This is a genomic window from Streptomyces sp. TSRI0281, from assembly GCF_001905125.1.
In the GTDB taxonomy this organism is placed as follows: domain Bacteria; phylum Actinomycetota; class Actinomycetes; order Streptomycetales; family Streptomycetaceae; genus Streptomyces.
On sequence record NZ_LWLE01000014.1, the window covers coordinates 94,069 to 107,272 of the forward strand.

Annotated in this window: 10 protein-coding genes, 1 tRNA gene and 1 other RNA gene; 6 read left to right on the plus strand and 6 right to left on the minus strand. The window is 69.8% G+C overall.

Features of this window, described 5'->3' with window-relative positions:
- Positions 1-165: 165 nt before the first annotated feature.
- The 3 genes from purD to ffs all read right to left on the minus strand — a co-directional run bounded on the left by purD (position 166) and on the right by ffs (position 3,940).
- On the minus strand, positions 166-1,416 hold the full coding sequence (gene purD, locus A6A29_RS21715; protein ID WP_073722120.1) for a phosphoribosylamine--glycine ligase: 1,251 nt from the start codon (positions 1,414-1,416) through the stop codon (positions 166-168).
- 118 nt (positions 1,417-1,534) lie between these two features.
- The gene (locus A6A29_RS21720) at positions 1,535-3,766 is read right to left on the minus strand and encodes a DNA polymerase III subunit gamma and tau (RefSeq protein ID WP_073722122.1); all 2,232 of its coding nucleotides are present in this window, start codon (positions 3,764-3,766) and stop codon (positions 1,535-1,537) included.
- A gap of 75 nt (positions 3,767-3,841) precedes the next feature.
- Positions 3,842-3,940: signal recognition particle sRNA small type (gene ffs, locus A6A29_RS21725), an RNA gene on the minus strand.
- A 132-nt stretch (positions 3,941-4,072) separates the two neighbouring features.
- Here ffs and A6A29_RS21730 point away from each other — a divergent pair.
- Together A6A29_RS21730 and A6A29_RS21735 are read left to right on the plus strand one after the other, a co-directional pair.
- Positions 4,073-4,160, plus strand: a tRNA-Ser gene (locus A6A29_RS21730).
- Between the two features lie 178 nt (positions 4,161-4,338).
- Positions 4,339-5,127, plus strand: coding sequence for an HNH endonuclease (locus A6A29_RS21735; protein ID WP_241838593.1), 789 nt, complete (start codon positions 4,339-4,341; stop codon positions 5,125-5,127).
- Positions 5,128-5,222: 95 nt separating this feature from the next.
- On the opposite strand, the gene A6A29_RS21740 is transcribed toward A6A29_RS21735, so the two are convergent.
- The 3 genes from A6A29_RS21740 to A6A29_RS21750 form a co-directional block, all read right to left on the minus strand.
- Entirely contained in the window at positions 5,223-6,458 is a 1,236-nt protein-coding gene (locus tag A6A29_RS21740) for a tyrosine-type recombinase/integrase (RefSeq protein WP_073722124.1), read from the minus strand.
- Positions 6,459-6,469: 11 nt separating this feature from the next.
- On the minus strand, positions 6,470-6,775 hold the full coding sequence (locus A6A29_RS21745; protein WP_073722125.1) for a helix-turn-helix domain-containing protein: 306 nt from the start codon (positions 6,773-6,775) through the stop codon (positions 6,470-6,472).
- A 176-nt stretch (positions 6,776-6,951) separates the two neighbouring features.
- Positions 6,952-7,455: a helix-turn-helix domain-containing protein gene (locus A6A29_RS21750; RefSeq protein ID WP_073722126.1), complete on the minus strand. Its 504-nt coding sequence runs from the start codon at positions 7,453-7,455 to the stop codon at positions 6,952-6,954.
- A gap of 301 nt (positions 7,456-7,756) precedes the next feature.
- Here A6A29_RS21750 and A6A29_RS21755 point away from each other — a divergent pair, with 301 nt between their 5' ends.
- From A6A29_RS21755 to A6A29_RS21770, 4 genes are all read left to right on the plus strand, one after another.
- Positions 7,757-9,034: a DUF3631 domain-containing protein gene (locus A6A29_RS21755; RefSeq protein ID WP_079182930.1), complete on the plus strand. Its 1,278-nt coding sequence runs from the start codon at positions 7,757-7,759 to the stop codon at positions 9,032-9,034.
- A gap of 425 nt (positions 9,035-9,459) precedes the next feature.
- On the plus strand, positions 9,460-10,422 hold the full coding sequence (locus A6A29_RS43235) for a DUF2637 domain-containing protein (RefSeq protein WP_079182931.1): 963 nt from the start codon (positions 9,460-9,462) through the stop codon (positions 10,420-10,422).
- A 491-nt stretch (positions 10,423-10,913) separates the two neighbouring features.
- Positions 10,914-11,438, plus strand: a complete 525-nt coding sequence (locus A6A29_RS21765) for a plasmid mobilization protein (protein WP_143197023.1) — start codon at positions 10,914-10,916, stop codon at positions 11,436-11,438.
- A complete protein-coding gene (locus A6A29_RS21770) occupies positions 11,428-13,194 on the plus strand; it encodes a relaxase/mobilization nuclease domain-containing protein (protein WP_073722155.1) in 1,767 nt (588 codons plus the stop codon). Before A6A29_RS21765 ends, A6A29_RS21770 begins: the two co-directional genes overlap by 11 nt.
- The last annotated feature ends 10 nt before the right edge of the window (positions 13,195-13,204 follow it).

Consider the following 13,204-nt stretch of genomic DNA (forward strand, 5'->3'; position numbering starts at 1 on the left):
AGGCGTCATCCGGATGGCTCAGTCGTCACTCGATGGAATGGCTTTGGGCAAAGCTGCTGACGTATCGGCGCTTATGAGGCAGGCGTCCCCCGGTGCGCGCGGCTTGTGTGCGCCGCACGCACCGGCGCACACAGGGCGCGCAGCTCATGGAGGTACCGGGCGGGGTCAGTCCTCGGCGGCCTTCCGCGCGATGTCCGTGCGGTGCTGGGAGCCGTCCAGGCGGATTCTGCCCAGCGCGGTGTAGGCACGCTCACGGGCCGCGGCGAGGTCCTTGCCGGTCGCGGTCACGGAGAGCACCCGGCCGCCCGCGCTCACGATCGCGCCGCCCTCGGTCCTGGTCCCGGCGTGCAGGACGTACGCATGCGGGGCATCCTGCGCCGCGACATCCGCGAGCCCGTCGATCGGGTCGCCGGTGCGCGGGGTGTCCGGGTAGTTGTGCGAGGCGATGACCACGGTGACCGCGGCCTCGTCGCGCCAGTTCAGCGGCGGGACGAGGTCGAGCGTGCCGTTGGCCGAGCCGAGCAGGACGCCGGCCAGCGGGGTCTTCAGACGGGCCAGGACCACCTGGGTCTCGGGGTCGCCGAAGCGGGCGTTGAACTCGATGACCCGTACGCCGCGCGAGGTGATCGCGAGGCCCGCGTACAGCAGCCCGGAGAAGGGCGTGCCGCGGCGGCGGAGCTCATCGACGGTCGGCTGGAGAACGGTCTCCATGACCTCGTCGACCAGCTTGGGGTCGGCCCACGGGAGCGGGGAGTAGGCGCCCATGCCACCGGTGTTCGGGCCCTCGTCGCCGTCCAGGGCGCGCTTGAAGTCCTGGGCGGGCTGGAGCGGCAGCACGGTGGTGCCGTCGGTGATCGCGAAGAGGCTCACCTCGGGGCCGTCGAGGAACTCCTCGATGACCACGCGGTCGCAGGCCAGCGCGTGGGCGCGGGCCGCCTCGACGTCGTCGGTGACGACGACGCCCTTGCCCGCCGCGAGACCGTCGTCCTTGACGACGTACGGGGCGCCGAAGGCGTCGAGGGCCACATCGATCTCGGCCGGGGTGGTGCAGACGTAGCTGCGGGCGGTCGGAACGCCCGCCCCGGCCATGACGTCCTTGGCGAACGCCTTGGAGCCTTCGAGCCTGGCCGCCTCGGCGGAGGGGCCGAAGCAGGGGATACCGGCCGCGCGCACGGCGTCGGCGACCCCGGCGACAAGGGGTGCCTCCGGGCCGACGACCACCAGCTCGGCGCCCAGTTCGGTGGCGAGGCGCGCGACGGCGTCGCCGTCGAGCGCGTCGACCGGGTGCAGTTCGGCCACCTCTGCGATGCCGGCGTTGCCGGGAGCGCAGTACAGAGCGGTGACATCGGGGTCGAGGGAGAGAGAGCGGCACAGGGCGTGTTCGCGGGCGCCGCCGCCGATGACGAGGACCTTCACGGGGTGCAGCCTAACCGCCGGGGGCCGGGGGGCTTGACGGCCGCCGATCCGTGGACGCACGACGCCTCCGTGCGCACGGCCTCACCTCGTCCGCACGACGTCTCCGTACGCACCGGGCTCACTGTTCGTTGGTGAACTCCTCCACGACCGTGGCGCCCAGTTCGCGGACGATCAGGTCGTGTCCGGAGAGCGCCGAGTCGACGAGATCCGGATCGTCGGCCTCCGGGGTGTCGTCCTCCGGCGCCACCGAACGCGGGGGCTCCGACCCGTAGGAACCGGACGACGCATGCTCCGCGCCGGGCCCCTGGGAGCGCTGGGGCGACTGCGGGGCGGGAGCGGACGACGACTTCGGGGACTGCTGGGGCTGCGTGGGCTGCTGCTGGGCAGGGGCCGGCCGGGACTCGTACGCCTGCGGGGCGGCGGGCGCGGGCTGGTACGAAGAGGCCGCGGGCCGTCCGCCGCCGGTGTCCGGGGGCAGACCCGCGCCACCGGAGGAATCGACGATGGCCTCGACCCGCCACTGGGCGTTGAAGTGCTCGGAGAGCGCCTGCTTCAGCACTTCCTCGCTGCCGCTGCTCGCGAAGTTGTCACGGGCGCCCGCGTTGAGGAAACCGATCTGCAGGGTGGTCCCGTCGAAGCCGGTGACCTGGGCGTTCTGGCTGAGCAGGATCCAGGTGAACCGGCGGCGGTTCTTCACCGCCTCCAGGATGTCCGGCCACATGTTCCGGACCTGGGCGGCGCCCTGCACCATGCCCTGGCTCGGCGCGGGCGCCGAGGGAGCCTGGGCGGCGGGCGCGGCGGCCTGGGCGGGAGCCGGGGCGGCCTGCGGGGGCGGCGTGCTGCCGGGCGCGGAGGCGGTCGGCCAGCCCCCGGGGCGTCGCGCCTGTTCCGTACCGGCGGCAGCGGGCCACGAGCCGGGGCGCTGGGCGGGCGCGGGTGCCTGGGCCGGGGGCTGCTGGGCGGGCGGTGCGGCGGGGGCCGGGGGCTCGGCCGCGACGGGCGGTGCGAACGGCGCGGGGGCCGGGGCTGCGGGGGCGGGGGCCATGGGCGCGTCGCCCCGTACCGCCGCACGGGCGGTGGCAGGCCCGCCACCGGGCTGTCCGGCCGGGGCGGGCGGTGCGGCGTGGGCCTGCGCCTCCGGTCCCGGTACGTATCCCAGGGCGGGACCTGCGGCGGGAGCCGCGAAGGACGCCGCACCGCGCTCCAGCCGGTCCAGCCGGGCCTGGAGCGAACGCTCGTCGTCGAAGGCGGCGGGCAGCAGGACCCGGGCGCAGATCAGCTCCACCTGCAGGCGCGGGGAGGTCGCCCCGCGCATCTCGGTGAGCCCCTCGTTGACCAGGTCGGCGGCACGGCTCAGCTCGGCGGCGCCGAAGACCGACGCCTGGGCCTGCATGCGCTCGACCACATCGGCGGGGGCGTCGATGAGTCCCTTGTCCCCGGCGTCGGGGACGGCGGCCAGGATCACCAGGTCGCGCAGCCGCTCCAGCAGGTCGGCGACGAAGCGCCGCGGGTCGTTGCCTCCCTCGATCACCCGGTCCACGACCTCGAAGGCGGCGGCCCCGTCGCCCGCCGCGAAGGCGTCCACGACGGAGTCGAGCAGGGAACCGTCCGTGTATCCGAGCAGCGAGGTCGCCATGGCGTATGTCACACCGTCGTCGCCCGCGCCGGCCAGCAACTGGTCCATGACGGACATCGAGTCACGCACGGACCCCGCGCCGGCGCGCACGACCAGCGGCAGCACCCCGTCCTCGACGGCGCTGTTCTCCTTGGCGCACACCTCGGCGAGATATCCGCGCAGCGTGCCCGGCGGGACCAGCCGGAACGGGTAGTGGTGCGTACGCGACCGGATCGTGCCGATGACCTTCTCGGGCTCGGTGGTCGCGAAGATGAACTTCAGATGCTCCGGCGGCTCCTCGACCACCTTCAGCAGGGCGTTGAACCCCGCCGGGGTGACCATGTGCGCCTCGTCGATGATGTAGATCTTGTAACGACTGGAGGCGGGCCCGAAGAACGCCTTCTCGCGCAGATCACGGGCGTCGTCCACGCCACCGTGCGAAGCGGCGTCGATCTCGATCACATCGATGGAACCCGGACCGTTGCGCGCGAGGTCCTGGCAGGACTGGCACTCTCCGCACGGAGTCGGCGTCGGCCCCTGTTCGCAGTTCAGGCAGCGGGCGAGGATGCGTGCGCTGGTCGTCTTTCCGCAGCCGCGCGGCCCGCTGAACAGGTACGCGTGATTGACCCGGTTGTTACGCAGGGCCTGCTGCAGCGGGTCAGTGACATGCTCCTGACCGATGACCTCGGCGAACGACTCGGGGCGATAGCGGCGGTACAGCGCAAGGGACGACACACCTACGAGGTTATCGGGACGGACCGACAACCGGCCCCGCACCGCTTCTGCCCGGCCCGCACAAAGCCCCCCGGACACGCAAGCGCCCCCCACGCACCCGCCAGAGCCAACCTACCCTTGCTGCCTTCCGGCCCTGGGGGAGTTCAGTCAGATAGCGCCACGTGAGGGGCTGACGCCCACCTTAGCGGATCCCCACCCCCTCCGGTCCACCCACCTGGCCCCACCACCCGGCTCCGGGACCGCCCCGGACGATCTCTGCGGGAACAGGTTCGCGAGCACTCCTCAACGTCTTGTATTGTTTGCCGCGGAGGATTCGCCTAGTGGCCTAGGGCGCACGCTTGGAAAGCGTGTTGGGGGCAACCCCTCACGAGTTCGAATCTCGTATCCTCCGCCATTGCTCTCACCGGGCAATACGTCGAAGGGCCCCACCGCTTGCGGTGGGGCCCTTCGACGTTGAGGGTTGCAGTTTGGGTTGCAGTTGCTTCGACCAGGCCGCGACGGCTCCCTGCACGCGCAAGAGCCCGGTCTGGTTCTTCTGCGACCACCTGAGCTCTTCTGACAAGGTGCCACCCATGGGGGTCTCCGAGAAGACGCGCAAGATCGTGTGGGCTGAAGCCGGCGGGAGGTGTGCAATCTGCCGTGGGGAGGTGATCACCCCAGGGACGGACTGTGATGATCCGTCGGTCTTCGGCGAGGAGGCACACATCGTGGCTCGTTCCAAAGGCGGCCCGAGGGCGGAGGACCTGGACGACGCCTCCAGGGACAGCCATACCAATCTGCTGCTGCTGTGCAGTAGGCACCACAAGCAGATAGATGACCAACCCACCCATTTCACGGTTGAGCGACTCCGGGAGATCAAGGAGCGGCATGCCGCTTGGGTCCGGCGCTCACTGGACGACACCGCCTCAGGCGGCGTGAGGCTCGTTCCCGACCCGGCTTTCCCTCAGCCCAGGGCGTTGGCGCTGATCACGCGGGGCAACCCTCTATGGAACATGATCAAGGCGAGTCTGGCGTTCGAGTACGCCCTGCCGGACGATCTTCCTGACGACGAAGAGTCGTTGATCGTGGAGTTCCTGGACCTGCTCCGGGACTACCTCGACATCGCCCCGGAGCTTCACAGTGTGCGCGACAACCGAGACGCGGAGAAGACACTTGAGGGTTACGTCCGCGAGCTTGCCGAACAGGATTTCCTCGTGGGCGCCTACGTACGTCACCTGATCTACGTTGATGGTCGTGGCGATCCCCTGGCATGGCCCATGCTCCGGGTCGAGGTTCTGCCCACGTCAGTCGCCGTCGTCACGGATCAGGCCGGTCGGCCCTACACCACCGAGCAAGGCGAAGAGCAGCCCGCCGAAAGGTAGGACTCCGGGGGGGGTGTCTACAGCCAGCTCGAAGGGGCCGGCCCGAACTCAGATGCGTTCGGGCCGACCCCTAGCCCGGCTGAGACCAGGGCCGGTCAAGCGACAGGCGGCTCCTCAGGCAGCGGCCAAAGGAGCCCGCCGATCTTGTCGGCGGTGTCCGTGAGCACCCGGTTGGTGAGGTGCTGGTAGCGGCGGCGCATCCGGGCGGACTTGCCGGGCTCCCAGCCCATGATCGCGTCAACGACCGTGTCGGGAACGCCAAGGATCAGCAGGACGGTCGCGGCCGTGTGGCGGGCGTCGTGGAGGCGGCCCGCGCGCAGACCGGCCGCCTTGAGGAGGTCCTTCCACTCGTGGTGGTCGGTGTTCGGGTTGAGGGGCTCGCCGGTCGTGGAGGCGAAGACGTACCCCTTCTCCGTCCAGAGGTCGCCGGCCAGTCGGCGGTCTCGCTCCTGCGTACGTCGGTGTCGAAGCAGAAGCTGCACCAAGGGCTCGGGAATACCGATGGGCCGACGTCCGGCGCGAGACTTGGTGTCCTTCGTCTCACGGCGGATGTTGACCTTCTGAGGGCAGTAACCGGGCTTGCGCCCGCAGCGGTTGCCGCAGCCGTGCTCGTACCGGGGCCGTAGCCGGTTGCGGTGGACCGTCATGACCCGCAGTTCGAAGTCAATGTCCGTCCACTTGAGACCGAGGACCTCACCCTGACGCAGCCCCATGGCAAGAGATACGACCCAGCGCGCCAGGTGCCGAGTCTTGTTGGCCAGGTCCAGAAGCTTGTGCACTTCCTCGACCGTGTAGGGCTCGACCTCTTCCTCTTCCAGTCGCGGCGCCTTGGCGACGGAGGCGGGGTTGACGGTGAGGCGGCCTCGGCGCACTGCTTCGTTCAGAGCCATGCGCACGGTCCGGTGGACCTGGTGCGCGGTGCCGGCGGCGCTGCCAGCCTTCTGCATCTTGGCGTAGAAGCGCTCCAAGTGCTCGGGCTCCAGCTTGGGCAGGCGGTGCGCGCCGAGGCCGGGGATGAGGTGGTGGTAGACGGCGACGCGGTAGCCGTCGATGGTGTTCTCGCCCACGTGTGGTGCGGCGATGTTCTCGACCCAATGGGTCAGCCAGGTCGTGACGGTCCAGGTCTGCCCGGCCTTGCCGACGGTGCCGGAGTCGCGTTTGCGTTCCAGTTCGCGGACCGCCTTGGTGGCGTCGGCGCGGGTCTTGCGCTTGACGTGGCGCCGGTCGGGCTTGCCGTCGTCCTTGACGCCGACGGTCACGTAGCCGTGCCACTTGCCGTCCTTGCCGAGGAAGATCGAGGAGGCACCGTTGGGCTGGCGCGTTTTGGCCATGTCCGCCCCCTTCAGGCCGCGTGGGCGGCGGCCGGGGCGGCTGCCTGGGAGCGGTCAGCCAGATAAGTGGCCAGGGCCTCGACCGGCACTCGGCGCAGGCGGCCTATGAGGACGGAGCCGACCTCGCCGGAGGCAATGAGTGCGTACATGGTGGTGCGGCCGACGCCGAGGCGGCGGGCGGCCTCCTCGACGGTAAGCGCGACGAGGGGCGCGTCAGAGGTGAGTGCCGTGTGTTCCAGCACGAGTGTGCGGAGCCGCTGCTCGGGGACCCCGAGCGCGTCGGCGATAAGGGTGAGCGGGGGCGGAGCGGTGGGCATGAGGGATCGCCTTTCGGCGGTCACGGGGCAACGTGACTGCTGGACTGTCCGGGATGGGCGGTGGGCTTAGATCGGTGTCCGCGTTGGTGACCCTCGGTGTTCGTAGCACCGAGGGCCTGCGGTGGATGGGCTTCGAAAGCCGTGTTCAGGCGCCGGGAAAGATCTCCGCCGAACGGTTACTCGTCGGCGGAACCGCTGCGGAGCGGATCCTCGGGTGAGTTCGGAGCCGGGTAGAAGGAGAGGCTCCCCGGGTCGGGCTCGATGCCGAGGCGCTCGGCGATCTCGTCGTATCGGGCCTCGGCCGCCTCAAGTCTGGCCTTCGCGGCGTCGGCGAGGTCTTGGGCGACTTGGTGCTCCTGTTCGGCCTTCTGAATGTCGAAGGCCGCCTCCTGCAACTCCCAGTGAGGATCGTCGCGGCTCGCGACGGCTTCGAGCAGGAAGTTGCCAGCAGGGACGCCGAGAGCCTTGGCGAAGCCGAGGGCCTCGTTGAAACTGATGCTCCGGGCACCATTCTCGATCTTGGCGATCTGGGTCTGGTGCATCTTGAAGCCTAGGCGACGCATGCGCTCTGCCATGTCCTCCTGGGACAGGCGGGCCGTCATCCGCAGGACCTTCAGGTTGTGCGCCACCAGGGCTTCGCCCTCCGGCGGAGCCCAGCGCTGCGGCTTGGCATCGTCCACTTCTTTCACCTCCCTCCTCTTCTCGACAAACGGAGGTCGCCACGCCTCCACCCTTAAACCCTACCAGCATGGATACCCCAACCCGCAAGGGAATACATGTAAATGTGACACACGTCACCATGCGCCTGAACAGCAATCATGCCGGAAGGGATTAGCTTTCCAATGCCCTGAACGCTTGACTTGAGGCGGACACTCGTGCACACTTATGCCATAGGGGCATCCGCCAACGAACCGCCAGGAGGTTTAACCGCGTAGGTGCCCCGAGGAACGCGAAAACCCCCGGCGCTACGAACACCGGGGGCTGCAGGAAACCTCGCCACCGCCCATCCCAGGACAGTCGACCGCGGCGGACCGGGTTGCCCCCCGGAGCCGCCGAGTGAGGATCTCCGTGAACGAGAGTACCGCCCCCGCCGCCCCTGCGGCACCCCGTCCGAGCGGCACCCCATCACCGCACCGTGGCCAGCCGGACGCCGCCGCGCCACTGGACGAGCTGCGCACCGCCTTGGCCCGATTCGTGGTCCTCCCGAGCGAGCAGGCACTGGACGCAACCGTGCTGTGGATCGCGGCCACCCACCTCCAGCAGGTGTGGCAGCACGCCCCGCGTCTCGCTGTGGTCGGCCCGGCGAAGCGGTGCGGCAAGTCCCGCCTGCTCGATCTGCTCACCGAGACGGTCCACAAGCCCGTGATCACCGTGAATTCCACGGCAGCGGCCATCTTCCGCTCGATCTCGGACGAGCCGCCGACCCTCCTCGTGGACGAAGCCGACACCATCTTCGGCAGCCCCAAGGTCGCCGAGAAGAACGAGGAGATGCGCGGCCTGCTCAATGCCGGGCACCAGCGCGGCCGACCGGTACTGCGGGTCGTCGGCAAGGAGCACACGCCCCACTCCTTCGCGACCTTCGCCATGGCAGCGCTCGCCGGCATCGGCGACCTGCCCGACACGATCATGGACCGGTCCGTCGTGATCCGGATGAGGCGCCGCGCGGAGGGCGAGCAGGTGAGCCCGTACCGCACACGCCGCGACAGCCCCGCCCTGCGCTCCCTGCGGGCTCACCTGGCGCGCTGGACCGCCTCAGTGGCCGAACAGGCCCTCCACCTGGAGCCAAAAATGCCGGTCGAGGACCGGGCAGCCGACACATGGGAGCCTTTGGTGATCGTCGCGGACCTCGCGGGCGGCACCTGGCCCGAGCGCGCCCGCACCGCGTGCGAACAGATGGTCACCGCCGAGGCCCAGGCCGAGGAGGACAACCCCTCCAACGCCCGGATCCTCGCCGATATCCGCCGCGCCTTCGCCGCCGCAGGTGACCCCGAGAGCGTGTCCACCGACGCCCTGCTCTACCGCCTCAACTCCGAACCCGAAGCTCCGTGGGCCGAAGCCGGACGCGGTGGCCTGAGCCCGCGCGCCCTGGCCGGGCTGCTGCGGGAGTACGGCATCCGCTCCGGCAACGTCCGCATGCCCGACGGCAACCAACTCAAGGGCTATACGCGGACGAAGTTCACCGACGCCTGGAAGCGCTACTGCCCCACCGTCCACCCCGAGATCGGCTCGGACGGCAACAGAGACACACCGACCAAGTGACCTTCACGGGTGCCGTCGACAGCTCGTCGACGGCACCCGCACCGGGCCGACCGCCGTGAAGCGCCGGCCTGCCATCGCGCGTCCTGCGGGCGGCCCCGCCCATATCCGTCTTCGTGGCGTCCTTGCCGTCCAAGCCAGGTAAACGCAGGTCAAAGGCGGTCTCGCCAAGACGGCACAGCGTCCCAAGACGGATGGCCATCCGTCTTGGGACTCGAAGCGACAACACGGCACTACCGGTGCGCCCGCCCACCGACGTGTCCGCCTGCCGATCGTGACCACTCGGAGGGACACGTCGCGCACGGCGCTGAGACCTCATGCCACCGGCTGCCGTACTGCCTCCGACCTGCTGCTTCAACGGCAAGACGGCCAAGACGGATCACCACGCACCACCTTTCACACCATGCCCCGAGGGGAACCCCACGCCCATGCCCGACTCCGCCATACCCACCGCACCGGCCAGCCGTCACCGCGCCACGTGGTGGGACCGGCTCGCCATCATCCTGCTCGGCATCGCCGGATGCGCTCTCTCCTACGACGCGCTGCGACAGATGGCCACGGCCGTGCACATCCGCGACCAACTGGCCTACCTCTTCCCTGTAGTAATCGACGGCTTCATCGCTTACGGCGTCCGCGCCCTGCTGGTCCTGCGCGAAGCGCCGATGCCCGCACGGCTGTATGCGTGGACACTGTTCAGCACGGCGACCGCCGCCAGCATCTGGGCCAACGGTCTGCACGCCCTCGCCCTGAACAGGCCCGGCGCAGTCACCCTCCGCCTGGGCGACGGCACCGTCACGGTGCTATCTGCCATCGCACCGCTCGCCCTTGCCGGAGCGACCCACCTGCACATCCTGATCACCCGCTACGGCGGTACCTCCACGGTCCGAACGTCGGTGGACGCAAACACCCTTGAGTATCAGGACGGTACGCAACCGGCACCGGAGCGACCGGCCGGGGTTCCGTACACCGCCCGCGCAGACCTTCCCACGGCAGCTCGGCCCAGGCAGCAGCAGTCCACTCGCATGGCCACGGAGACCGCCCCCTTGTCCGCGGCCGACGAAAGCTCGTCCGAAACCGGATACGACGAGGATGACGATCGGGACGAAGCCGACGACGAACTCGGACGGGGACGAGAAGCCACAGGCCAGAGCTCCCGGGGGGATTCCGGTCACCCTCCGGCGACGAGCCTTGGCGGACGTCCCGCGATGGCTTCCATCACCGAACTGGCACGCGTCATCAGCGCCGCTCATCCAGGGAGTTCCGGACTGACCCGCGACAGCGCCCGTAAGGCAATCACCGAAGCCGGACTCGGCGCCGGCACCGGTCGGCTCGCCGAAGCGATGGCGCTGGTACGGGACAGTGCCGACGCCCGTCCGCACCCGGACAGCTGACCGGCATCGCAGGGCGCTGCCCGGGTCCGAACCGATTCCGGACAGCGCCTGCTTCCCGGTCCACTACACGAGGTGTCCGGCCGGGCCAAGCCGTCGAGTCCCCGGACACTCGCCCGAGCCACCCCAGACCACACTCAGAGAGGACCCTCCAGACTCCCGTGCGCCGCAATCCGTTCTCCCGCAAGGTCACGTCCTCCCAATCCTCGCCGCCCCGTAGTCTCCACTCAGCGCACCCGCCCACGTCCGACCAAGGCTTTGACGGAGACGCCCTCCACCGGACAGCGGAGCGAGCTGGGGCGAAGTCCACATCGCCTGGGGGCGATGCAGACTTCGCGCTCGGATCCGCCCCAGCGGGGGCGGATCCGGTCCCGGCCCGAGGGGCCGGGACCGAGGATGGCAAGGAGGCCGAGCGCGGCCTCCACCAGGACAAGCAGCCGCTCGCCGAGCCGAGCGAGCCAACCGCCGACCCTGCCGTACGTCAAGCGCCGACCGTGAACGCCGACGTGTTCATGCAGCACGGTATCGCCGCCAACGATGTCCCTGACCCTGTTCATGCCGACATCGCGCCCGGCGCCGAGCGCCGCCGGCACCTGAGTGAGATGCTCTACCGGCCCCGCTCCGGGACCAAGCGCACTCTGCAACTGACCTGCTCGGCCGAACCGGCGGAGCGTACGTTCATCGACCTCGCCGCCCGTAAGGCGAAGCGTTCCCGTTCGGCCTACCTCATGGACTGCGCCCTCACCTTCGCCCATGCCTACCTGTCCGATCGCCGTCCTGAAGGCGTCGCTCCGCTCCCGTCTCCGCAGGCCACCCAGGACCTGATGGTTCTGTTCGGCAAGCTGGTCAGGGAATTCGGACGCGTGGGAAACAACCTCAATCAGCTCGTCCGCACCGTCCACCAGGGCGAGCTACCCGACCGAGCCGAAGACACCCTCAGCGAGTTGCACCAGGTCGCCCAACGCGCTCGCCTGCTGCTGGACCAAGCCCTCGCCAGGGGTGGTCGCCGTGGTGCCTGACGTCTCCACGGGTGACCGCAGCCGTGGCCTCCTGTCCTACCTCTTCGGCCCCGGCCGCCGTAACGAGCACACCGACCCGCACATCGTCGCCGCGTTCGCGATGCCCGGCATCAACGATCCCGGCCGTGTTCCCCTCGACCAGCACCACGGAGCCCTCAGCGAGCTGGCCGACTACCTCGACCAACCCGTGAAGCTGCGCGAACAGCGGCTGGGAAAGGAGGTGCCACAGCACGTATGGCACTGCCCCGTCCGTACCGCGCCTGGCGACCGTTACCTCACCGACGAAGAGTGGGCAGAGGTCGCCCGCCGCATCGTCCACTCCACGGGGATCGCCGAACACGGCGACGACGCCGCGTGCAGGTGGATCGCTGTACGGCACGCCGAGGACCACATTCACATCATGGCGACCAGCGTCCGCGAAGACGGCCGTCGCCCCCGCAACAAGGGAGACGGCCGACGGGCCCAGGCCGAATGCCGCAGGATCGAGACCGAGCTCGGTCTACGTCGGTTGAAGCCCGGAGACGCGACCGCGCCGAAGACGCCGTCCGGGCCGGAAGTCGCCAAGGCCGAACGACAGGGCCGCAAGAACACAGCCCGGGTCTGGCTTCGCGAGCACGCCTACGCCGCCGCGGCGGCAGCGCGTGACGAGGACGAGTTCTTCGCCGTACTGACGTCTCTCGGGATCAAGGTCCGCCCCCGTCTCGGTCCCGTCACCGGGGAGATAACCGGCTACAGCCTCGCCACCGCTGACGACACCGATATCAAGGGCGAGCTCATCTTCTACAGCGGCTCCGCACTCGCTCCGGACCTGTCCCTGAACCGGCTTCGTGAGCGCTTCGGCCTGGCCGATGGCAAGGCTGCCGGGCAGGCCACGGCGTTGCACACGAGCCGTGCGGACGCAGGCGCCTCCTGGCGGCAAGCCGATGGGGAGCTGCGCGCCGCCTACACGCTCGTCACCAGGACCAGTGGAACGGCAGGAAAAAAGGCCGACGCCGAAGTGCAGGCTCAGGCTGCGGCATTTGCCGAGCTGTTGCACAACACCGCAGTCTCTGCGCCGCGCCAGCTCCGGGCAGAAATACAAGCGGCAGCCATCACCTTCAACCGCGCCAACCGCTCCGCCATCCGAGCCGACCATCGGGCCGCCGACGCCCTACGTCAGGCCGGAAGGACGCTGCTGTCCTCGCCCACCGGCGGGGACGGCGACTTCGTCGCCGCAGCGCTCACCTCTGCCGTATTCCTGCTCATCGCCCTCAGCGAGTGGCACGCCCAGCGCGGTCACGCGCAGCAGGCGGCAGCGGCCCAGCAGTCCCTCGTCCACCTTCGAGCCGCCCAACAGCACGCCGCCCGGCCGGCCCTCGCCCAGCTCGCCGCACGTGCCCCGAGTCCCCAGGCACAGGATCGGCTCGCCGCAGCCGTCCGAGCCACGATCCCCGAGCACGCGCATCGCATCCTCGCCGACCCGGCTTGGCCCGCGCTGTCCACCGCCCTCGCCCAAGCCGAGTCCGCCGGCACCCCGCCCCGCCAGACCTTGGCCGACCTGTCCGGGCAACGGGAACTCGACTCCGCGGACCGGCCAGCCGAAGTCCTGATCTGGCGCTTGCGGACCGTCACCGCCGAGCGAGTAAGCCAGCGGGCTCGGAGCGCGGCAAGCCGCAGTGCTCGCAGCACCCACCTGACGACGAACAAGGACGCACCCACCGTTCCAGCCGTACAGCCGCAGCCAGCGGTCGCGAGTCGCCAGCGTCCAAGCCGCTGATATCGCCCTT